Below are 21,481 nucleotides of genomic sequence, written 5' to 3' on the forward strand. Positions count from 1 at the left end.
CCGCCGGGACGGCGAGTTCGTGGCCCGCGAGCTGCAGCAGGATCGCGGTGCCCGGACCCGGAACGAGGTCGGACTGGGGTGTCAGACGCGGATGAGAGTTCCTTCGCGTTCGAGGAATTCCTCGTCGATGGTGAACCCGAGGCCAGGTTCTCGCGGGAGATCCAGCCATCCCCCGGTGTGTTCCAACGGGCTTGTCACGAGGGATGTGCGGAAGGGGTGCGACGACGTGTCGTATTCGAAGAGCGGCTGGTCCGCGAAGAGTGAATAGTGTGTGGTGGGAGTCGCCGCGATCATGTGCAACGATGCGTACTGTCCCACCGCGGTTCCCCACACGTGAGGGTTCACCTGGACGCCGCCGGTCTGCGCGAGCACGTTGATGTGGCGCAGTGCGGTGAATCCGCCGGCGAGGCAGATGTCGGGTTGCGCGATGTCGACGGCTTCGTGTGCGATGAGGTCCTTGAATCCGTACATCGTGAATTCGGCTTCGCCGCCGGCAATGGGGACATCGAGAGCCTGCCGGACGCGCCGGTAGGCGGCGTAGTCCTCAGGGACGACGGGTTCCTCGAACCAGGCCAGGTTGTAGTCGGCGAGCCCGCGGCCGAGCCGGATCGCGTCACTGGATCCATAACCGTGGTTGGCATCGATCATGAAGCCACTGCGGTCGCCGACCGCGGCCCGGATCTGGCTCATCACGTCGAGATCGTCGTCGAGTCCGAAGCCGAGTTTGACCTTCATCAGGGAGAAGCCGGCGTCGGCGTGGCGACACGCCTCCTCGGCCATCTCCGCTGCTTGTCCCTGCCCTTTGGTCCGGAAGAAGCCGGTGGCGTAACACTGGATCCGGTTCCGGAAGGCGCCGCCCAGGAGTTGGTACACCGGGCGGCCGACGCTCTTGCCGATAATGTCCCACAGTGCGATGTCGATCGCGCTGATCGCGCCGACGACGACGCCCTTGCGTCCGAAGTCCCTTGTACGCAGGTACATCTCATTCCACAGCACCTCGACGTCGAACGGGTCCCGGTCGAGGATGAGGGGCGCGAGGGCCGACTCTACGACGGCGGCGGCGATCTCCGGTGGCTGAAGTCCGACGCTGAAGGTTTCACCCCATCCTTCGACGCCGTCGTCGGTACGGATCCGGACCAGGGTGGTCGATCGGGCGGTAACCCAGCCTTGGGAGTAGGCAAAAGGTTGCGGCAGCGGGCTTTTGAGAACATACGTGTTGATGCTTGCGATCTTCATGCGGCTTCCTGGTGACTGGTTGCGGTGATGATCGGTCGGCGGACGCCGAAGTGGTAGAAGGCGAGGGAGAGGACGCCGACGATTCCTGCGGAGAAGAAGACGAGGTTGAAGCTGTCGGTGGCGTCGATGATGATTCCCGCGACGAGGGGGGAAACGGTGGCCCCGAGGAAGCCGCCGAAATTTTGCAGGGATGCGACGGAGGCGACGGTTTCGGTGGTCGTGACTTCGGCGGCCATCGACCAGGCGTGTGCGACGACGGCGCCGTTGAATCCGAGTGCGAACGCCATCAGCGTGATGGTGAATGCCAGGCCGGTCGAATTCGACATGCCGGCTCCGTGGAGTGGAATGAGTGCGACGAGGCCGGCCTGGAAGGCCAGGGAGACGGTGATGACCCGCATCTTTGCCTTCTTCGTCGTCCAGCCGGCACGCTCGCTGAGGCGCTTGGACAGCACGCCGCTGGTCAGGTCGCCGATGATCGCCCCGATCCAGGGAACGCTGACAATCAGCCCCATGGATTTGAATTCGATTCCGAATTCGTTGATCACGAACAGTGGGATGAAGGTCAAGAAGATCTGGTACACCCACATGTTGCAGAAGTAGCCGGCCATCATGCCCCACATGGTCGGGCGGGTGAAGAGTGCGCCCCACGGCACGTGGTCGGTCTTCGGGCTGTTGCTGTCGCGGTCTTGCCGGATGTAGTCACGCTCTTCGGTGGTGAGCCTTGGGTGATCATCCGGGTTTCGGTAGCTGAGGAGAAACAGCACGGCGAAGACGATTCCGGCGATACCGGCGATGAAGAACAGTGTGCGCCAGCCGAAGGCTGCCACGATCCACACCAGGATTCCGGTGAAGAACGCGGGTCCCGCCTTGAGGGCGGCGTCCCAACTGGCGTTGGCGATGCCCTGTTCCTTCTTCGGGAACCAGTGGGTGACGATCTTGTTCGTCGCGAGGAGGGACGGGGCCTCGGCGAGCCCGAGCCACGCCCGAGCCAGGACGAACCATCCCATCTTGTTGAACATGCCCATGGCGGCGGTCGCCAAACTCCAGAGCACCACCGCGCCACCGAGCAGGCGAGTGCCGTAGCGGTCGATCAGCCAGCCGGACGGCAGCTGGCCGATCGCATAGAACAGCGCGAAGGCGCTGCCGAGCAGTCCGATGTCGGTGGCGGTGAGACCGAGGTCGGCCTGCATGGCCGGGGCCGCGACCGACAGGGCCAGTCGGTCGATGTTGTTGATCAGGGCGAGCAGGCACAGCAGTCCGAGAACGATCCAGCGTATCCGGCCCTTCGGCTTGGTCACGGGTGCCGCGTTCGTTGCTTTCGTCATGTCGACGTCGTCGGATTTGGTGATATCCATCGCGATTCTCTCTGCGTCTCGTGGAGAATTTCAGATTCGCCCGAATTTGTCGAGCAGGTCCTGGAAGGTTGCACCCTCGAGAATCAGCTCACGCATGCGCTCCTCGTTGCGGGCGATTTCCTGTGCGCGGGCGTAGACCTCGGCCATGTCGGCGCGCGGAACGACGGCGACCCCGATTTCGTCGGCGACAATCAGATCGCCGGGGTTGACGAGGACGCCGCCGCAGCTGATCGGCACGTTGATCTGGAGTGGTTCGCGTCGCCCGCTGATGGCGGTGTGAGCCTGGCGGGGTCCACTGGCCTTGGCGGTAACCGGAAAGTCGAGGAACCTCGCCTCGTCGGTATCGCGGCAGCTCCCGTCGATGACGGCGCCGACAACTCCGGCATTCTTGGCCAGCCCGGTCATCAGGCCGCCCCAGATCGAGGTCTCGGTCTCGCCGAAGGCGTCGATGACGATGACGTCGCCGGGCCGTGCCACGTCGAGGGCGTCGAGGCAGTCGACGATGTCGCCGGCGGTCAGCTGGACGGTGAGTGCGGTTCCGATGATTTTCTTGTCCGCACCTTTGGGCTTCATGTCGTGGCGCATGGTGTTCGAGCGCACGAGAGCGTCGGAGACGACGCACGAGAGCGACATCACCGAGCCCATGGCCTGAAACTGGGTGACGAGTTCGGAGTCGGTGTGGGGGCGCGGGTGAACGATAGCGGTCATCGAATTGGGTTCCTTTGCTGAACAGCTCTTGTTGTCAGTGGGCGAGGGCGAGTGCCGGGACGGCGACAGGGTTGGGCGGTCGTTCGCCGAGTAGAACGGCCCGGACGTTGTGTGCGGCGGTCAGCCGGCACTCGTCCAGCGCCTCCTGGGAGATGTACGCGACATGGGGAGTGATGACGCAGTTGTCGAGGCCGAACAGGGGGTTCTGATCCGGCGACCACGAGTCCTGCTTGGCGGGTTCCTCTTCGGTGTCGTCGAGCGCAGCGCCGGCCAGATGACCGGAGATCAGGGCCTTGTATAGAGCGTTGTTGTCGACGACCTTGCCTCGTGCGCAGTTGACGAGCAACGCTCCGGGCTTCATCGACAGCATTGCGGCCTCGTCGATGAGATGGTGGGTTGCGGGAGTCCAAGGACACATGACGTCGACGACGTCGGCGACCTCGAGGAGTTCGGCGAGTTCGGTCTTTCGGACTCCGTGGGTACGCATCAGGCTCTCGGAGACGAACGGGTCGTACGCGACGAGGTCGAGGCCGAAGGCCGCGAGTTTGTGGGCCATGTTCTGGGCGATGCGTCCGAATCCGACGAACCCGAAGACGCTGCCGCGCATCCGCCGCACCGGCCGATTCCAGCTCGCCCAGTGCCACGTGCCGGCCTTGGTGGCGCGGTCATAGGCCGGGATGGATCGGATCAGGGTGAACGCCATGCTGATCGAGTGGTCGGCGACCTCTTCGATGCAGTAGTCGGGGACATTGGTGACCATGATGCCCGCGCTTGTCGCGGCCTCGACGTCGAGGATGTCGACTCCGATGCCGTAGCGGGCGATGACCTTGCAGTGCTCGAGCGCGCCGATGGTGGTGGCATCGATCTTGGCGTACTGCTGGATGATCGCGTCCGCGTCGCGGGCGAGTTCACCTAGTCCGTGCCCGCTTCGGCACTGCAGACCGACGACCTCCGCTCCGATCGGTTCGAGCACGGACCGCTCGATGTCCAGATCGGGATAGTCGTAGTCGCTGACGTAGACCTTGAACGTCATTCGAGTTTCCTTTCTTCGCTGACCAGCGGCGACACGCCGCTGAAGAAGTGTGTTGCAGAGGGTGCAACTGTGGTGTGCATTACGCTACACTCATTCGGCGGGGTTTCGCTAGAGCGCCCTGAACCGTCGAAAGGATCTGATTTGCCGTGAACGCTCACATTCCGGTCGAACACCTCGACCCCGAGGTCCGTTCGAGCCTCAACGGCGACGAAGTGGAAAATCCCCCCGAGATTGTGTGTATCGGGGAGACGATGGCGCAGTTGAGTCCCGTTCCTCCCGCCCGCCTGCGCGATGCGCCCGAGGTACGCCTGGCGGTTGCCGGCGCAGAATCGACGGTCGCGCTGTACCTGGCGCAATTCGGACACCGAAGCGCCTGGGTATCCCGGATCGGGGACGACCCGCTCGGATTGCGGATCCGAGATCAGCTCGAGCGGTACGGCGTGGACACCCGGTGGCTCGAGACCGATCCGGCCCGGCCGACCGGGGCGTACCTCAAGGACCCCACCCCCTCGGGGACGACGGTGTACTACTACCGGAAGGGTTCGGCGGCCTCCGCGATGACGCCGGCCCTGATCACCGCACCGCTGATATCTTCGGCGCGGTTGGTGCACGTCACCGGCATCACCCCCGCGCTCTCCGAATCCTGCAACGCCACCGTGGCCGAACTGCTTCGCAGCGCCGCTGCGCAGGGCTGCACGATCTCGTTCGATGTGAACTACCGGCGACAGGTCTGGTCCGATCGCAACGCCGCGGTCGAGCTGCGAGAATTCGCCAACCTCGCCGACATCGTCTTCGTCGGATTGGACGAGGCGGAGGAGGTCTGGGGCACCACCACTCCGGCTGCAGTGCGCGCTCTGCTGCCCGGTCCGCGCGAGCTCGTCGTCAAGGACGGCGCACGGGGTGTCACCCTCTTCGACGGTGCCACCGAAGTGTTCGAACCAGCCTTATCGGTGGAGGTCATCGAGCCGGTTGGTGCGGGTGATTCTTTTGCTGCCGGATACCTGCACGAATGGCTCGGCGGCCACAATGGCAGGTGCAGGCTGCGTACCGGACACGCGCTCGCCGCCGCAGCGCTACGAACGACCGCAGATTTCGTCGAGTTGGAGGAGACCAATGTCGCAGAGCATCGAGCGAGCCATGCGGGTGCTGAACTTGTTGGCCGAAGAACCGCAGACCCCCTCGGAGATCTCGCGGCGACTGGATACCCACCGGTCGACTGCGTTGCGCATCATGGAAGTACTCGCTGAGCAGCGGCTGATTCGCCGGCTCCCGGACGGCCGGTACGGCATCGGGCCGGGACTGATCACGCTCGCGCAGCGGGCCCTCGACCAGTTCACCGTCGTCCAACTGGCACGCCCGCACCTGGTGCAACTCAGCGAGCTGCACGACCAGACCGTTCATCTCGCCGAACGGCACGACGATCACATCGTCTACACCGACAAGATCGAACCGAAGCGATCCATCCGGCTCGTCTCCCGGGTCGGTGAGAACGTCCGACTCCACACCGCCGCCGTTGCCAAGGCGATCCTGGCGTTCCTTCCTCCCGAGACGCGCACGCTGCTCCTCGCCAACGCCGACTTCACCCGCTACACCGACACGACCATCACCTCCGCGGAAGATTTTCTCGGCGTGCTCGCCGAGGTCGTCGCGCGGGGATGGGCGATCGACAACGGCGAATACGAGGACTACATCACCTCCCTCGCCGCCCCCATCCGCGACGCCACCGGCAACGTCGTCGCGGCCATCTCGGTGATCGAACTCAAGGCCGTCAGCACCGCGGACGAACTGAAGAAGAACATGCTCCAGCCGCTGCTCGACACGGCCGCAACAATTTCCACCGAACTCGGATGGACGCCGGCAAAAAGCGGACCCCCCTCTCCCGAGCACCCACCAGTGCACGCTCCCACCCCCGGTTAGGAAGCCCATGTCGATCGACAACTCCTGGTTCGATACCGCCTTCGGCCCCACCCCTCTGATGGCCATCCTTCGCGGCCTCGGCCGCGCCCGCACGATCAGAACCGCACAGACCGCCTGGGAGCTGGGCATTCAGCTCGTCGAAGTTCCCCTTCAATCGCCCGGGGATATCGACACACTGGCGGAGCTCGCCGACCTCGCTCGTGCAGAAGGGTTCGCCGTGGGCGCCGGAACGGTCACGACCCGCGAGCATGTCGATCAGGCACGCCGCGCCGGCGCCCGCTTCGTCGTCAGCCCAGGCTGGGACCTGGACATCAGCGCGTACGCCGCCGACCACGGGCTACACCCGTTGCCGGGCGTCGGTTCCGCCACCGACGTGCAAACGGCCACCGCCCAGGGCCTGACCTGGCTCAAAGCGTTTCCCGCCGCCGCCCTGGGCAGGAACTGGATCACCCTCATGAAAGGCCCCTTCCCGCACACACGCTTCGTTGCCACCGGTGGTATCAGCGCCACAAACGCCGACACATTCCTCGAAGCCGGCGCGCAGGCGGTGGCGGTGGGGTCCTCCCTCGGTGATCCCGATCAACTTCCGCTTCTCGCGAAAATCGCCGCGCGCGTCTGATCTCAGCGGCGCAATTTCGGGCATGTCTACCTAGGCGGGTGTCTCCACGAGCCGTATCGCTCATCGATACGAAATGCGAAATTCTGAAACCGATTTTGTGGCCCGGGTTACACAAAATGAGGTACTGTCTCTGTCATCAGTGACAATCGTATCGTTCACCGATACGGGCGAGAGGTGCGGAATGCGCAGTAACCGAAGCCGAACAGGTGTAAAGCGGTGCCACGACCGAGTGGGGCGAGCGAGCGATGTCTGATCCCGAGCCCGGTCGAGTTCAGACATCACCCCCGGTCTCCCCGGCGGCCAGTGGGGTCCCCCTCGAGAACCAACCCCCGCCCATGCTTCTGTCGCTCCTGATTCTGGAGAAGGTGCTGGATCGGCAGGGCTCCTCCGGTGTGACCGCGCTGGCCGATGCGCTCGGCCTGCCGAAAGCACGGATCCATCGGCACCTCGGCAGCCTGAAGAACAGTGGATTCCTCTCGCAGGACGCGGTAACCCGCTCCTACGAGCCGGGCTGGCGTCTCCTGTTGCTGGGGCAACGTATCGAGTCCCGGACCGGTGTGGTCGCCCTTGCACGCCCCATCATGGCGCGACTGCGCGACGAGGTCGGACAGTCCGTGGTGCTGTCTCAGCTCACAGAGCAGGGCGTCACCGTTACCGAGGTCCTTCCGGGAGGCTCGCCTATCGATGTCGTGTTGAGTGCAGGCACTCAACTCGGTTACAACAGTTCGGCGCAGGGCAAGGTGGCGCTGGCGTTCGGTATCGAAGAGCAGGTAAGGGCGTGGTCGGCCCTTCCCCACGAGCGGCGGACCGCACACACGATCACCGATCCGCAACGGCTTCACGTCGAACTCGGCAAGGTACACGATCAGGGATGGGCGTCGGGTCCGGAGGAAACCTTCCTCGGAGTGAACACCATTGCAGCACCGGTGTTCTCGCATGGCGGTGCGCTCGCGTGCACACTGGGTGTGGTCGCGTCGATCCACTATCTGCCCGACCCGCCCGACCCGCACCTGGTGTCTGCGCTCACGACCGCCGCCGCTTCACTGTCGGGGGATCTCGGCTACCGCGCCGACCACGCCGAGACCACACCGGTCGACGTTCGTGCGAGTCGCTCCGGCGCCGCCACGTAGAGCGGGTGTCCCTCTCGAGGGAGCCCGACGCTCTGAGCGTTCTCATCCACCCCATGACCGAACGGGGAGATTTCATGAAACAAGACTTCCCCTCCCAGCTTCTCCAGCGGACGCTTGCCATCCTCTCCGCTTTTCGTCACGGCGACCGGGAACTCACCGTTGCCGAGATCAGCGAGCGCGCCGGCGTACCGAAGTCCACGACGTACCGGCTGATCTCGGAACTCGTCGAACTGGGGTTACTCGAACGCACTGAACGCGCGGTGTCGCTGGGCGTCAGTCTGTTCGAACTGGGGCAACTCGCAGCCTCGCATCGACACAGTATTCGTGAGATCGCGCTTCCGCACCTCGCGGACCTGAGAGAAGCGACGCATCAGACGATCCATCTCGCCGTCCTCCGGGAAACCGAGGTCGTCTACGTGGAGATCCTGCCCGCTCGCAACAGTCCGCCCCTGCCGAGCCGGGTCGGCGGGCGGCTTCCGGCGCACGCCACCGCATTGGGGAAGGCGCTGTTGGCGCACGCGCCTGGCGGGGTCACCGAACGCATTCTCGCCGGAGGGCTGACGCCGGTCGGCCCCGACACGGTGTGCGACGAGACCGACCTGCGCCGGCAAATCGCGAGAATTCGCTCGACGAATGTGTCCTATGACAATCAGGAGTCGTATTCGGGGATCGTCTGCGTCGCCAGTGCCATCACCGTTGCATCCGATGCTCCCGTCGCCGCTGTGTCGGTTTCCGGGTGGTACGACCGGGTGGATCCGCAACGGCTCGGTCCCCTTGTCCGGGCAACGGCCACGGCGATCACTCGCAGTGCACGTCAGGGATGCGTCCGTTCGTTGGACTCGCGACATTCACACGCGGTGCTCCAGAACATCTGAAAGACGATCACGCGCAGAGATATTCGGGGATACCCGGCCGCGCAGTCGGTCTGGATGCCTCGGCTGCCAGGGGAGTGGTCACTCCCGCAATCAGGCCAATGTGTCGCGTCCCGGGTAGTGAGGGCGCGGCGCATTTCGTTGTGTGCGAGTCGCTTCCCGTGCGGGTCGGATAATCCAAAGCCGACCCCGTTTATCGTATCGTGAGAATCTGTTTGCGCTGGTCGGAAGTGCCTGCCTACCATGTGATCACGCCACAAGGGCACGGATCGAGGTGCGGTGGCGGTTCGATACCACACAGGTCTGGTGTGAGGGACAAGTGCGCCGATGTCTCGAAATCGACGCGGAAGCAGTAAAAGTCGAGTCTCTGCCTCGGAAGCATTGCACCAGGCCGCTCACCACGGATGTCGCGGAGTCGGCATCCGACTTCGAGGGAAGGATCAGCACATGGAGATCGAGGGCAAGCTCGGTTCGGTGATTCTGGCTCGTCTGGAGCCGCACGCAGATCTACTGGAGTCGATTCTGGAGATCGCGAAGCGCCACAAGATGAAGGCGGGTGTCATCCTGTCGATCACCGGTTCGCTCGACCGTGCGGTGTTCCAGCGCTTCCAGCCCGGTCGCGACTCGACTCAGGTGATCGGTGTCGAGGAGATGGAAGGCCCAATCGAGTCGAGTGGTCACGGCATCATCGGCATCGTGGACGCTCCCGATCGGGGCGACGTGCCGTTCGGTGTCGGCAAGTACACACACGGTGATTCGTACGCCCATGTCCATCTCACGGTGACGAACGCGACCGAGACGGTGTGCGGTCACGTGATGCCGGGGTGCATCGTCCGCTCCAACCACGCCGTATCCCACTTCACGATCATGATTGCGCCGATCGAGGAAGCAGCGTTGAAGTTGCGAATCGACGGAACACCCGAGGCCGGCTCTCGCGGCGTGTATCACCTGCTGGAGACCGTCTCCGCATAGTCGCCATTCACACTTCCACTACCCGCTAGGACCAACAATGACGAAACCGTCTCTGAAGGAACGCCTTCACACCCAGCCTTTGTCCCTCGGAATGCAGTCCTTCTCGGCCAACCCGGGGATCGTCGAGATCCTCGGACTGACCGGCTTCGACTGGGTATCGCTGGACATGGAGCACTCACCCACCGGCTTCGAAACCGTGGAACACCTTGCACGGGCGGCAAAAGCGGCGGGGACGTCCGCACTCGTGCGGGTGGCCGAGAACGATCCGATTCAGATCATGAAGGCACTCGACCGCGGCGTCGACGGGGTCATCGTGCCGCACATCAAGTCGGCGGCGGATCTCGAGGCTGCCGTAGCGGCCACACGCTACAGCCCGGACGGCATCCGGGGAGCGTGCACGAGTGTCCGATCCAGCGGCTACGGAACCGAGCCGTGGGACTCCTATCTCGAGCGGGTCGCGAGTGAGACCGTCGTCGTCGCGTTGGTCGAGGACGAGGAGGCGATCACTTCTTTCGATGAGTTGCTGAAGGTGGACGGGGTGGATGCGTTCTGGCTCGGCACCCGAGATCTCGCTCAGGCGATGGGAATTCCGGGCAGTGACCTGCACAACCCGCTGTTCACGAAGATGGCGAAGGACCTCTGCGCGCGGGCCAAGGACCAGGGGAAACTGATGATGGCCACGGTGGGGCCGCTGCTCACCGTCGAGTACGCCCAGTTCATCCACAGTCTCGGCTTCACCTGCATCAGTTACGGAACCGACCTGAAGAACTTCGGCAGGTTTGCCCAGTCGGTGGTCACCGGCCTGCGTGGCGAGTGACCCGCACCGCCACCATATTCAACCCACGCGAAAGGTCAGTGATTGCGTTGACGACACCCCGGCGGAACAGACTGGTCGAGTTGGCATCCCAGCAGAAGCCTGCATTCGGAGGTTCGCTGCACAGCGGTGACATCAGCCGGGCGCGGGCGCTCGCCGACTCCACTTTCGATTTCGTGATGGTCGACCTCGAACACGAGGGCTTCGACCTGCCGCGGCTGGGCGACACGCTGCAGTGGCTCATCAGCCGGCGGCAAATGGCCAAGGCAGGGTCGCTGTTCCCGTCGCCGACCCCGATCGTGCGTTTGCCACACACACTCGGTGAGCGCACGATGTGGATTGCCAGTCAGGCGCTCGACTACGGTGCCCTCGGCCTCATCCTGCCCTACACAGAGCATGCCGAGGACGTCGAGATGATGGTTCGCGCGCTGCGATACCCGCGGCGTGAAGCCGACGGTGGCGTCGTCGGAGAGCGCCGGGTCTGGCCGAAGTTGGCGTCACGGTACTGGGGTTGCGCCGACTACGACGAGTACTTCGACATGGCCGACTTCTGGCCGTTGTCGGAACAGGGCGAGATAGTTCTGATCGCCATGGTTGCGACCCCGACCGCGCTGGAGAACATCGAGGAAATCGCGTCGGTGCCCGGGCTGAGCGGCATACTCTTCGGGGCGAAGCACGCGTGGTCCGCGCTCGGCCGCCGCGGTAAGACCGACCTCGACGATCCGGACCTGGTGCACTTCCGGTCGAGCGTCCTCGCGGCATGTCAGAAGAACGACATCGTGGCGGGAACGTCGCTCAGCGGTTCGGCACCCGTACTCGGTGGCGGAACGGTGAATGTGCCGTATCTGGAACGCCGCATCGACGAGGGATTCGGTTTCTTCCTCACTCAGGGAAACGGGCGCCCCGAACTGACACGGTGAGGTGCGGTGAACATGGGAGTACGACAAGCCACTCGCGTCGGCACGACATTCGTGTCGATGCGAAACCGCAACTACCGCTTGTATTTCGTCGGACAACTCGCATCGCAGGCGGGCAACTGGATGCAAACCGTGGCCCAGTCCTTCCTCGTTCTGGAACTCACCGACTCCAGTACTCAGCTGGGATTGACGGTCGCGGCCCGCTACCTCCCGATCTTCCTGATCGGTCCCTGGGGCGGGCTGGCGGCCGACCGCTTCGACAAGCGTGCGATCCTCACCGCCACCCAATCCGCTGCGTCGATCCTCGCGCTGATCTTCGCGCTCCTGGTCGTCACCCACAGCACCCCGCTCTGGGCGATCTACCTGCTGGCGACGGCGCTCGGTCTGCTCAACGTGGTCGACGTCCCGGCACGCCAATCGTTCATCTCGGAATTGGTCCCTCCGGGCGAGCTCGGCAACGCGGTCACGCTCAACTCGATCACGATCAACGCCGCACGCCTGTTCGGTGCCGCGCTGGGCGGCCTCGTCGCCTCCGTGCTGGGGCTGGCGGTCTGTTTCGGCCTCAACTCGGTGTCGTACCTGGTGGTGCTGGTGACGCTGCTCTGGATGGACAGATCGCAGATCACGGTATCGCGGCGAGCTCCACGCGAACGCGGCCAGATCAGATCGGGCTTCCGCTACGTGCGCGAGACGCAGGAACTGCTCGTTCCGCTGATCATGGTGGCGGCCGTCGGAGCGTTGGCCTGGGAGTTCCAGGTGACCCTTCCCCTGGTTGCGAAGGAAACGTTCGGCGGCGGTGCGGGGCTCTACGGGACGATGATGGCGGTGATGAGCGCCGGAGCCGTCGTGGGCGGTCTCGTCACGGCGTCCCGGCCCACCGGACGGGCCCGGTCGCTCGCCGTCGCAGCGGTCGGCTGGGGCATCGCACTCACGGCGGCGGCGCTGGCCCCGAACCTGGCGGTCGAATTCGTCGCCCTGCTGTTCGTCGGATACGGCAGCATCACCTTCAACGCGCTCGGTCGCACCGCGCTCCAATTGGGCGCGCGAGCGGACATGCGTGGGCGGGTGATGGCCCTGTGGATGACGGCATGGGCAGGCACAACGCCGATCGGTGGGCCTGTCGTCGGGTGGATCGGCGAAGTGGCCGGCGCACGATTCAGCCTTCTCGCGGGTGGTGTCCCGACGATCGCCGTGGGTCTGCTGTGCTATCCCGCGCTGACGCGGATCGATGCGCGGCGCCACGGATCGATCGACTCCGATCGACATCCGCGCTTGAATTTGTCACTACGGCGACGAAGTGAGGAAGAATGAAGATCAACAAAGGCACACTGTCGATTTCCAGTTCGGCGTTCGAACACGGCGAACGGATGCCCGACGCCCATTCCAAGAACGGCCGGGGCGTCTCGCCACTCCTGTCGTGGACGGGTGTTCCGGAGGGGACGAAGTCGTTCGCCCTCGTCGTCCACGACCCGGACGCACCGCTGATCGACGGCTTCACCCACTGGGTGCTGTACGGCATTCCCGCACAAACCGATTCGGTGCCGGAAGGTGGCGGAACCGATTACGTCCAGGGGGTCAACAGTACGGGCGCGCCGGGCTGGACACCGGCTGCCCCGCCGGCCGGGCACGGCACCCACTTCTACTACTTCCACCTCTACGCCCTCGACGCCGAACTCGACCTCCCGCCGGGGCTGTCGATGGCCGAACTGCTCCGCGAGATCGACCCGCACGTGATCAACCAGGCGCGCGTCGTCGGCACCTACTCCAACGAATGACGAGAAAGGTCACCAGAATGAGCCTGCAGACCAACGACTACGACGTCGTGGTGATCGGATATGGCGGCGCGGGTGCCTCGGCGGCGATCGAGGCGCACGAGGCGGGGGCACGGGTGCTCGTGCTGGAGAAGGCCCCCGAAGGCGGCGGAACCACGGCCATGGCTGGTGGCAACATCAGAACTGTTCGCGACGCCGACAAGATGATCAAGCACTTCCACACGCTGTGCGAGGGGACGACCGACCTGGCGTCCGTGGAGGCTCATGTGCGTGGTCTGATCGACCTGCCTGCATGGATCGAGAAGGGTGGCGGGGTCATCGCCCCCGACAAGAAAAAGGTCGCCGGTCCGCCCGTTATCGGCCCTCCTTATCCGCGGGAGACACCGGGTACCCTGTTTCCCCGGGTCGAGGGCGCCGACGGCGTGGGTGTCCGCTATCGCTGGCCACAACAGAACGGGCACGATCGCGGTGCGGCGGGCTACGCGATGCTGGCCCGGAACGTCGCGCAGCGGGGCATCGACGTGGTCACCGGAGCGAGGGTCACCTCACTCGTTCGCGACGGGGTCACGGGACGAGTGTCGCGAGTTCACGCCGAGCACGACGGCCAGGAGATCCATATCGATGCGAAAAGTGGAGTCGTACTCGCCAGCGGCGGCTACTCATGGGACGCAGATCTGTTGCGCGACACGATAGGTGCCGTCCTCCCGTCCGCGTCGCCGCCACATCGAAACACCGGCGACGGGGTGCGGATCGCGCAAGCGGTAGGCGCCGGACTGTGGCACATGGGAGCCGCTGTGTTGCAGTTGGGTGTCGTTGTTCCCGACTACGAGGCGTCATTCGGGTTGAAGGTCCGCGAACGCGGGTTCGTTCTGGTCGATCGCCTCGGGCAAAGGTTCTGCGACGAGACCAACCTCGCAGGCCACGACGGTGGGGTACTGCTGGACGACCGCGACCTGCGGGGTGCGGTGCGCAAGCGCCTGCCCAGCTACCTCGTCTTCGACGAGGCCACCAGGATCGCCGGCCCGGTCGTCACGCCCGATCGCGGTTTCAATCGCGACAGCGGGTGGTCCGACGACAACTCCATGCCGGTGGAGCGGGGATGGATCGCATCGGCCCCCACCGTTCGAGGGCTGGCAGGCAAACTCGGCCTGGACGCGGACGAACTGACACGCACGATCGACACCTACAACCGCGGTGCTGCGGCAGGCCACGATGCGTACGGTCGCGCAGCGGCGGAGTGCACACCTCTCGAGGACGGGCCGTTCTACGGAATCGCTGTCTGGCCATGCATTCTCAACACCCAAGGCGGTCCGCGCCGCTCGCCGGCCGGCCACATCCTCGATCCCTGGGGAACGCCGATCCCGGGTCTGTTCGGTGCCGGCGAACTGGGCTCCATCTGGAACACGCTCTACCCCGGCGGCGTGAACTACGGCGAGGCGCTGGTCTCGGGGCGCGTCGCCGGCGCGTCCGCGGTCGGAGTGGTACCTGCCTGAGGATTGCCGGCACCTTCTCGGCACGGCAAAGGGGTTGGGCGAAAAGTGGTTTCGCCCAACCCCTGTGTGCGTTCTCAACGAGCGGCGGCGTCGACTTCCCCCATCCTCTGGGTGGCCTTCCACTGCCGGAACTGTTCCTCTGTGCGTCCCCGCCGCCAATATCCGGAAATCGAGGTGCGGGCGGTACTCACCGAACGTTCCTGCAGAATATAGCGGCGGAGGTTCTGCATCACTGCGGCCGCCTCGCCGTGGATGAAGACGTGTGGTTCGCCGTCGAGCCACTCGGCGCCACGGACGGCCGCAATCAGGGGCGAATTGTCCCCGGCACGGTCGTCACCGACCTCGTGGGAACTCGCGCCGCGGTGTATCCAGGTGATGCGTGTGTCGGCGGGCGCCTGTAGTGCGATTTCATCGGCCGGTCCTGTGACCTCGATGTATGCCCGAACTGTTGCTGTTGCCGGCATCGCTTCGAGCGCCGCGGCGAGTGCCGGGAGACCGGTCTCGTCTGCTGCGAGGAGATGCCAGGGCGCCGCGGGGTCGGGGCGGTAGCCGCCGCCGGGGCCGAGGAACCGGAGTGTGTCTCCGGGCGCGGTCCGGGCCGCCCAGGGGGCGGCGATCCCCGTCTCGCCGTGTACGACGAAGTCGATGGCGATCTGGCGCCGTACCGTGTCCACGCGGCGCACGGTGTACGTGCGCAATACGGGATGCGACTCCTCTGACATTTCTCGTCGGATTCGTTCCAGGTCAAACGGTTCCGCGTAGTCGACGCCAGGTCTCGGGAAGATGATCTTGATGTAACTGTCGGTTTCGTCCCGGCTTCGGTAGTCGGCGAAACCCGGCCCGCCCAGAAACACCCTGACCACATTCGGGGTCAGCCATTCGGTGTGTTGCACGATCATCGAGTTCATTCGTTTTGCCATCTCGGCTCCTGCATTTCGTGGGGATGCGGCGGCATCTCGTTGCCGCTCGCTCAGGACTTTCACGGGTAATTCGGAGGATTCTCGGAAGAGGCATCTCTCACAGCCGCGATGATGCGGCGCAGGCGAATCGGACGCAGCAGAGTGCTGGATCGAACGCCGTTTATCGTATCGTGAGAATCTGTTTGCGCTGGTCGGAAGAGCCTGCCTAGCATGTGTATCACGTCACCAACTCGTCCGAAAGAGCCCCGCATCACACCGCTACAGACACGGTCGAGTTTCGATTCCCCCCCTCGTTCCCCTGGAGGATCCATTGCCTTCGCAGCGCCACCACGACAGTGAGGTCGGGGCGGCCACCTGGGCGCCGGATCTTTACGGGATACAAAACTTTTCAGGTAGGTGCACCGAATTGTCCGTATAGCGAACAGTGGAATCGAATTCCGGTTCTCGACCCCCTCACGAATCGCGCAGCACAAGGAGAAGAAATGTCAGAAGGTAGCTTCCGCGCTTACCTCGCGCACGGATCGAGGAAGATCTCGGTCCTGTCCTTCTCGCCCACGTCGGGCAAGATGGTTCAACTTCAGGACGTCGTCGTCAACGGTGACGACATTCCGGAGGATGTGCGGGCGGGGCGATTCATGGCGTTGGCGGTGAGCCCGGACCGCCGCTTCCTGTATGCAACCAATCGGACGGCTCCGTATTCTTTCCGGAGCTTCGCGATCGACGGAACGGACGGCACGCTCACCTACCTCGGAGACGCGCCTGCGGTCGAGAGCTCGCCGTACATCACCACCGACCGGACAGGACGGTTTCTCCTCGCGGCCTACAATCCGCCCGATCGCCGTCGTCGCACCGGATTCGTCAGCGTCAGCGCGATCAACGACGGTTTCATCCAGCCGCCGCATCAGGTGATCCACACCCCTCCGAAAACGCACGGGATCCTGCCGGACGCATCGAACCGATTCGTGCTCGCGCCCGCTTGCGACGGAGATGTTCTGGTGCGGTTCATATTCGATGAAGCAACGGGCCTGCTGAATCCCAACGAGCTCGCGCCGATCGTGGTGCGCCCCGAGTCAGGTCCCCGGCACTTCGTGTTCCATGCGAGCAACCGGTATCTCTACATGCTCAACGAGTACGACGGCTCGATCTATGCCTACAGTTTCGATCCTCGTGACGGGGCCATGTCGGAGATTCAGATCGCCAGTGTGCGGCCCGCCGACGTGGACAAGGACGTGAATCCGCGCGCGGGGGACCTCCGGATCACCCCGGACGGCAAGTGGCTGTACGCGGCAGTGCGGGTGAATTGCACCATCGCCGCCTTCGCGGTCGACCAGATCACGGGCCGGCTGACCCCGGCAGGGCACTTCCCCGTCGACAAGGAGCCGCGCGGTTTCAACATCGATCCGTTCGGCCGCTATCTGATTGCGAATGGGTTGATGACGAACACCGCGGTCACCTACGAGATCGATCAGAGCACCGGTGCGCTCACGCGGGTCGCGGAGACCCCGACGATGGAAGACCCGAACTGGATCGAGTTCGTGCGTTTGCCGTGACGAGAAGACACGACAACTTTCGCGTTGTCGACTGACCCGGAATGTGCGGAAACGCGTCGTCGTCTGCCCACGGCAGACGAAGCCGGCGCGGGGATGTGGGAAGGACTTATCGAATGAAGGTTTACGAAGCGCTGGCACGGGCGTTTCAGGCAGAAGGTGTGACGGACGTCTTCGGTCTGATGGGCAACGCCAACATGTACTGGTGGTATGCCATGGACCAGGCGGGTGTCAACGTTCACCCGACCCGGCACGAAGGCACCGCGCTGTCGATGGCCGAGGGCTGGGCGCGGGCGACCGGACAGGTCGGCTGCTGCACGGTCACCCAGGGGCCCGGTGTCACTCAACTCGGCAGCGCGTTGACGGTCGCGAGCCGGGCGAGGATCCCGCTCGTGGTTTACGGCGGCGACAGTGTGATGGGTGCTCTGAACGGATTGCAGTACATCGACCAGCGGCGGTTCGTGGAAGCGACGGAGACCGCCTTCGTTCCCTTGTTCAAGGCCGAGCAGGTCAATGAGGTTGTGCGCGAGGCCTTCTTCATTGCCCGTTCGCAGTCGCGTCCTGTCTTCCTGAACGTCCCCAGGGACCTGCAGGAAGCGGAATACGACGAGTCCCTGCCCGCGTACGAGCCGTCGATCGCCATGCATCCCGAGCCGCAGAAGACGCTCCCGAACCCGGATCGGCTGCGCGACGCGGCCAGGCTTCTCGGCGGCAGCAAGAAGCCGGTGATCGTTGTCGGGCGCGGCGTGGGCGCCGAGGCGGAGGCGGGGGTCAAGGAGCTGGCGGAACGCGTGGGCGCACTGATCGCGACCACGCTGCCGATGAAGGGCTGGGGTAACGACTCACCGTATTACGTCGGTGTCGCCGGTGGATTCTCGAACCGGACGGCGGTCGACCTGTTCGCGGAGGCCGACTGTGTCCTGGGCGTGGGGGCCAGCCTGAACCGGCACACGCTGCAGGACGGCGACCTCTTCGAGCGTGCCCGATATGTCCAGATAGACCTGCGGCCCACCCTGATCATGGGCAACCACCGCGCCGCCGACGTCTATCTGCAGGGCGACTCGCTCCTCACGGTCGATGCACTGAACGAACTGCTCGAGACCGACGGGGTCGCCTCACGGACAGGCTTCCGCACACCCGAGGTCAAAACTCTGCTGAAGGAATCCGAGCCGGACCCCCGCGAGTTCGAGCTCGAACCGGACACGGTGGATCCCCGCCGCGCCGCTGCCCTGGTCGACAAGGCGCTGCCCGCAGAAGTCGGGACCGTGATGGGTAACGGCCACACGTCCGGAATCGCCACGATCAACATGACCAAGCGTCGTGACCTGCAGTGGTACATCTCAGCGTTCGGATGCATCGGCCAGAGCCTGCCGACCGCGATCGGCGGCGCCGCCGCGTCCCCGCACCCCGTGGCAGTGATCGACGGCGACGCCAGCGTGCTCATGCACATCAACGAGCTCGAGACCGCCGCCCGGATGGGACTGAAGCTGCTCGTCGTCACCCTCAACGACCAGGCGTGGGGAGCCGAGTACCAGAAGTTTTCACCCAAGAACATGGATACACGGACGGCGGTCATCCCGACGCCCGACCTCGGCGCAGTCGCCCGCGCCTTCGGCTGCCGGGGCACGCTGATCACCGAGTTGGATCAGATCGAGCCGGCCGTCGACGAGTTCCTGCGCGGAGACGGGCCGATGCTGCTGGATATCCGAGTGTCGAAGACGGTCGCGAGCGTGCCGTATCGACGTGTTCGCTTCGGCGAGCACATCTGACCGAGTTGTTGTAGCAGGGAACCCACGACAGGGAAGTGCACTGTGAGTACTCAATTGCCCGATCTGTACGAGTCCGCGACCACCGACGGTCCGGCGTCCGCGGACGTCGCGCCGCGCATCAGCGTCCGTAATCTGTGCAAGACCTACAACACGCGTCGCGGTCCCGTCGCGGCACTCCGGAACGTCTCCATGGACGTGGCCCCGGGCGAGATCATGGTGCTGCTCGGTCCAAGTGGCTGCGGCAAGACCACCCTCCTCCGGTGCGTGGCCGGACTCGAATACCCGGACTCGGGCGAGATCACCGTGCAGGGGAAGACGGTGTACTCCTCATCTCGGAGCATCGTCGTGGCTCCCGAGAACCGCAATCTGAGTATGGTTTTCCAGTCGTATGCGCTGTGGCCGCACATGACGGTGTTCGCCAACGTCGCCTTCCCGTTGACGACGGCCAAGGTGAAGAAGGCCGACGTCCGGGAACGCGTACACGCGGTGCTGCAGATGGTGGGCCTGGACCACCTGGCTCGCAGCCACCCCGGCCAGCTCAGCGGTGGTCAGCAGCAGCGCGTGTCACTGGCCCGCGCCCTCGTGGCGGACCCCGGCGTGATCCTGTTCGACGAGCCGCTGTCCAACCTCGACGCGAAAGTTCGTGAACGACTGCGCGATCAGCTGCTCTCCCTGCAGGACAGCATCGGATTCACGGCACTGTACGTGACACACGACCAGACCGAGGCCACCGGGCTGGGCGACAACATCGCGGTCATGGAAGTGGGTTCCGTTGCACAACTCGGGACTCCGACCGACATCTACTACCGGCCGAGCTCGCGGTACGTCGCCGACTTCGTCGGCAGCGCCAACGAACTGAAGGGCACCGTGGTCGGGTTCGCGGGCGAGTACGCCCGGGTGGACACTCCGGTCGGTCCGCTCCTCGGATCCGCCGGCTCCGAACGGCTGGTCCAAGGGCAGTCCGTGACCATGATGTTCCGACCCGAGCACTGCCACATCACGGACGGGGGCGCCGGCCGCGAAAACCATGTCCGGTGTGTCGTGGACCGATCCATGTTCCTCGGTTCGCACGTGGAGTACGTCGTCGATGCCGGCGGCCAGCGTCTGGCTCTCAAGACGATGGACGGGGATCTGCGGAAAGCGGGCGCGGATGTCACCGTGCGGCTGGATCCGGCCATGGTCCGGGTGTTCCCGGCGGAGTGACGTGATCCGCCCGCCGTCCTCAGAAGAACCGCACCCCAATTCAACCTACTCGAGGCCTTCACGCGTAGCGCGTCGGGGCATGTCCGGGGGACAGAGGAGATGTTCGATGACAAGCAATGATCTCGTGAGAGGACCCGTCGTGTCGCGGCGCACGGCACTCGGACTGGGTCTGGGCGGCGCGGTAGGTCTGTTCCTCGCCGCGTGTGGTGCTCGTCCCGGCGGCGGGACAGCGGCGCCGACGGTCGACGTGTCGAGTTTGAATTCGACCGACCAAGCGCTTCTGGCGGAGGCGCAGAAGGAGGGTACGGTCACCCTGTACACGTCGAGCGTCCCCGGGACGGTCGATCAGATCGTGGCGGCGCTCGACCAGCTGAAGATCACCGTCATACCTCAGCGACTCAACTCCGCTCAACTGTCCCAGCGGTTCTCGGCCGAGTCGACGGCGGGGCAGAGCAACGCCGATGTCGTCATGATCAGCGATCCCGTCGTCCTCCCGGACTGGACGGCGAAGGGATGGCTCTCGCCGGTGGATTCCCAACCCGCGTGGGCGGGATGGCCTGCACAGTTCAAGGACACCTACTACAGCATCGTCGGGATCAACCCGCAGGGCATTGCGATCAACACGAACAAGGTCGACGCAACGGACGCCGCGGACTGGAACTTCCTGCTCGACCCGGAGTTTCAGGGTGAGATCCTCTCGCTCGATCTCAACAACGTCGGGGGCGTCGCATTCCAATTCTGGGACATGATCCGGCTGAACTGCGGAGACGACTTTCTGACCCGCTTCGCCGCACAGCAGGCACGTCTCATCGACAGCGGTGCCGCCGGCGCCCAGCAACTCGCCGCGGGCGGTGCATCGCTATTCGTGCCGTGCAGCCTGACGAACGCGATGGATCAGACGAATCAGGGTGCACCCGTGAAAGATCTGGTGCCGGCGAATGCCCCGGTTACGGGAGCCGAGTTCGCGGCCACCATCTGTTCACGTGCGCCGCATCCGGCTGCGGCCAAGTTCCTGTTCAACTTCCTCATGAGTGAGCAAGGCCAGAAGGTGCTCAACTCCGACACGACGGCGACGTCGTCACCCAACAACACGCCCGGATGCCCAGCGCTGCCCGCCCGGTATGTCCGGCCCCGGTATGCAGAGGCGGCCACACCGGCAGTCCAACAGGAGCTGATCCGGCTCCTCGGCATGGGGATGTAGCAA

General features: G+C 64.7%; 20 protein-coding genes. 15 read left to right on the forward strand and 5 right to left on the reverse strand.

Annotated features, from left to right (window positions below):
• Window positions 1-81 precede the first annotated feature (81 nt).
• From ACFU5V_RS06595 to ACFU5V_RS06610, 4 genes are read right to left on the reverse strand one after another with little or no spacing between them, the layout of a single operon-like run.
• Window positions 82-1,236 (reverse strand): mandelate racemase/muconate lactonizing enzyme family protein, encoded by a 1,155-nt coding sequence (locus tag ACFU5V_RS06595; RefSeq protein WP_378697782.1) that lies wholly within the window; start codon window positions 1,234-1,236, stop codon window positions 82-84.
• Window positions 1,233-2,591 (reverse strand): MFS transporter, encoded by a 1,359-nt coding sequence (locus tag ACFU5V_RS06600; protein ID WP_378697784.1) that lies wholly within the window; start codon window positions 2,589-2,591, stop codon window positions 1,233-1,235. Before ACFU5V_RS06600 ends, ACFU5V_RS06595 begins: the two co-directional genes overlap by 4 nt.
• Window positions 2,592-2,621: 30 nt before the next feature.
• A complete protein-coding gene (locus ACFU5V_RS06605) occupies window positions 2,622-3,299 on the reverse strand; it encodes an RraA family protein (protein ID WP_378697786.1) in 678 nt (225 codons plus the stop codon).
• Between the two features lie 34 nt (window positions 3,300-3,333).
• Window positions 3,334-4,332 carry a C-terminal binding protein gene (locus ACFU5V_RS06610; protein ID WP_378697789.1) on the reverse strand — a complete coding sequence of 333 codons (999 nt, stop codon included), beginning with the start codon at window positions 4,330-4,332 and terminating at the stop codon, window positions 3,334-3,336.
• A 146-nt stretch (window positions 4,333-4,478) separates the two neighbouring features.
• Between ACFU5V_RS06610 and ACFU5V_RS06615 the strand changes: the two genes are divergently transcribed.
• The 11 genes from ACFU5V_RS06615 to ACFU5V_RS06665 all read left to right on the forward strand — a co-directional run bounded on the left by ACFU5V_RS06615 (window position 4,479) and on the right by ACFU5V_RS06665 (window position 14,838).
• On the forward strand, window positions 4,479-5,579 hold the full coding sequence (locus tag ACFU5V_RS06615) for a sugar kinase (protein WP_378697791.1): 1,101 nt from the start codon (window positions 4,479-4,481) through the stop codon (window positions 5,577-5,579).
• The gene (locus tag ACFU5V_RS06620) at window positions 5,470-6,249 is read left to right on the forward strand and encodes an IclR family transcriptional regulator (protein ID WP_378697793.1); all 780 of its coding nucleotides are present in this window, start codon (window positions 5,470-5,472) and stop codon (window positions 6,247-6,249) included. Before ACFU5V_RS06615 ends, ACFU5V_RS06620 begins: the two co-directional genes overlap by 110 nt.
• 7 nt (window positions 6,250-6,256) lie before the next feature.
• Window positions 6,257-6,868, forward strand: a complete 612-nt coding sequence (locus tag ACFU5V_RS06625) for a bifunctional 4-hydroxy-2-oxoglutarate aldolase/2-dehydro-3-deoxy-phosphogluconate aldolase (RefSeq protein WP_378697795.1) — start codon at window positions 6,257-6,259, stop codon at window positions 6,866-6,868.
• Between the two features lie 335 nt (window positions 6,869-7,203).
• Window positions 7,204-7,998: an IclR family transcriptional regulator gene (locus ACFU5V_RS06630; protein ID WP_378697797.1), complete on the forward strand. Its 795-nt coding sequence runs from the start codon at window positions 7,204-7,206 to the stop codon at window positions 7,996-7,998.
• Window positions 7,999-8,072: 74 nt separating this feature from the next.
• The gene (locus tag ACFU5V_RS06635; RefSeq protein WP_378697799.1) at window positions 8,073-8,873 is read left to right on the forward strand and encodes an IclR family transcriptional regulator; all 801 of its coding nucleotides are present in this window, start codon (window positions 8,073-8,075) and stop codon (window positions 8,871-8,873) included.
• Window positions 8,874-9,317: 444 nt separating this feature from the next.
• A complete protein-coding gene (locus tag ACFU5V_RS06640; RefSeq protein ID WP_378697801.1) occupies window positions 9,318-9,842 on the forward strand; it encodes a PPC domain-containing DNA-binding protein in 525 nt (174 codons plus the stop codon).
• 37 nt (window positions 9,843-9,879) lie between these two features.
• A complete protein-coding gene (locus tag ACFU5V_RS06645) occupies window positions 9,880-10,659 on the forward strand; it encodes an HpcH/HpaI aldolase/citrate lyase family protein (RefSeq protein WP_378697803.1) in 780 nt (259 codons plus the stop codon).
• A gap of 80 nt (window positions 10,660-10,739) precedes the next feature.
• Entirely contained in the window at window positions 10,740-11,576 is an 837-nt protein-coding gene (locus ACFU5V_RS06650; RefSeq protein WP_378697805.1) for an aldolase/citrate lyase family protein, read from the forward strand.
• A 12-nt stretch (window positions 11,577-11,588) separates the two neighbouring features.
• A complete protein-coding gene (locus ACFU5V_RS06655; protein WP_378697806.1) occupies window positions 11,589-12,884 on the forward strand; it encodes an MFS transporter in 1,296 nt (431 codons plus the stop codon).
• The gene (locus tag ACFU5V_RS06660; protein ID WP_378697808.1) at window positions 12,881-13,348 is read left to right on the forward strand and encodes a YbhB/YbcL family Raf kinase inhibitor-like protein; all 468 of its coding nucleotides are present in this window, start codon (window positions 12,881-12,883) and stop codon (window positions 13,346-13,348) included. Before ACFU5V_RS06655 ends, ACFU5V_RS06660 begins: the two co-directional genes overlap by 4 nt.
• Before the next feature lie 17 nt (window positions 13,349-13,365).
• Entirely contained in the window at window positions 13,366-14,838 is a 1,473-nt protein-coding gene (locus ACFU5V_RS06665) for an FAD-dependent oxidoreductase (protein ID WP_378697810.1), read from the forward strand.
• Between the two features lie 74 nt (window positions 14,839-14,912).
• Here ACFU5V_RS06665 and ACFU5V_RS06670 read toward each other — a convergent pair whose 3' ends face one another.
• Window positions 14,913-15,758: a siderophore-interacting protein gene (locus ACFU5V_RS06670; RefSeq protein WP_378697811.1), complete on the reverse strand. Its 846-nt coding sequence runs from the start codon at window positions 15,756-15,758 to the stop codon at window positions 14,913-14,915.
• Between the two features lie 212 nt (window positions 15,759-15,970).
• On the opposite strand from ACFU5V_RS06670, the gene ACFU5V_RS06675 reads away from it, so the two are divergent.
• From ACFU5V_RS06675 to ACFU5V_RS06690, 4 genes are all read left to right on the forward strand, one after another.
• The gene (locus ACFU5V_RS06675) at window positions 15,971-17,308 is read left to right on the forward strand and encodes a lactonase family protein (RefSeq protein ID WP_378697813.1); all 1,338 of its coding nucleotides are present in this window, start codon (window positions 15,971-15,973) and stop codon (window positions 17,306-17,308) included.
• A gap of 113 nt (window positions 17,309-17,421) precedes the next feature.
• Window positions 17,422-19,074, forward strand: coding sequence for a thiamine pyrophosphate-binding protein (locus tag ACFU5V_RS06680; RefSeq protein WP_378697815.1), 1,653 nt, complete (start codon window positions 17,422-17,424; stop codon window positions 19,072-19,074).
• Between the two features lie 42 nt (window positions 19,075-19,116).
• Window positions 19,117-20,277, forward strand: a complete 1,161-nt coding sequence (locus ACFU5V_RS06685; protein WP_378697817.1) for an ABC transporter ATP-binding protein — start codon at window positions 19,117-19,119, stop codon at window positions 20,275-20,277.
• Between the two features lie 106 nt (window positions 20,278-20,383).
• Window positions 20,384-21,478, forward strand: a complete 1,095-nt coding sequence (locus ACFU5V_RS06690) for an ABC transporter substrate-binding protein (RefSeq protein WP_378697819.1) — start codon at window positions 20,384-20,386, stop codon at window positions 21,476-21,478.
• The last annotated feature ends 3 nt before the right edge of the window (window positions 21,479-21,481 follow it).

This window comes from Rhodococcus sp. NPDC057529, assembly GCF_042802055.1.
In the GTDB taxonomy this organism is placed as follows: domain Bacteria; phylum Actinomycetota; class Actinomycetes; order Mycobacteriales; family Mycobacteriaceae; genus Rhodococcus_F.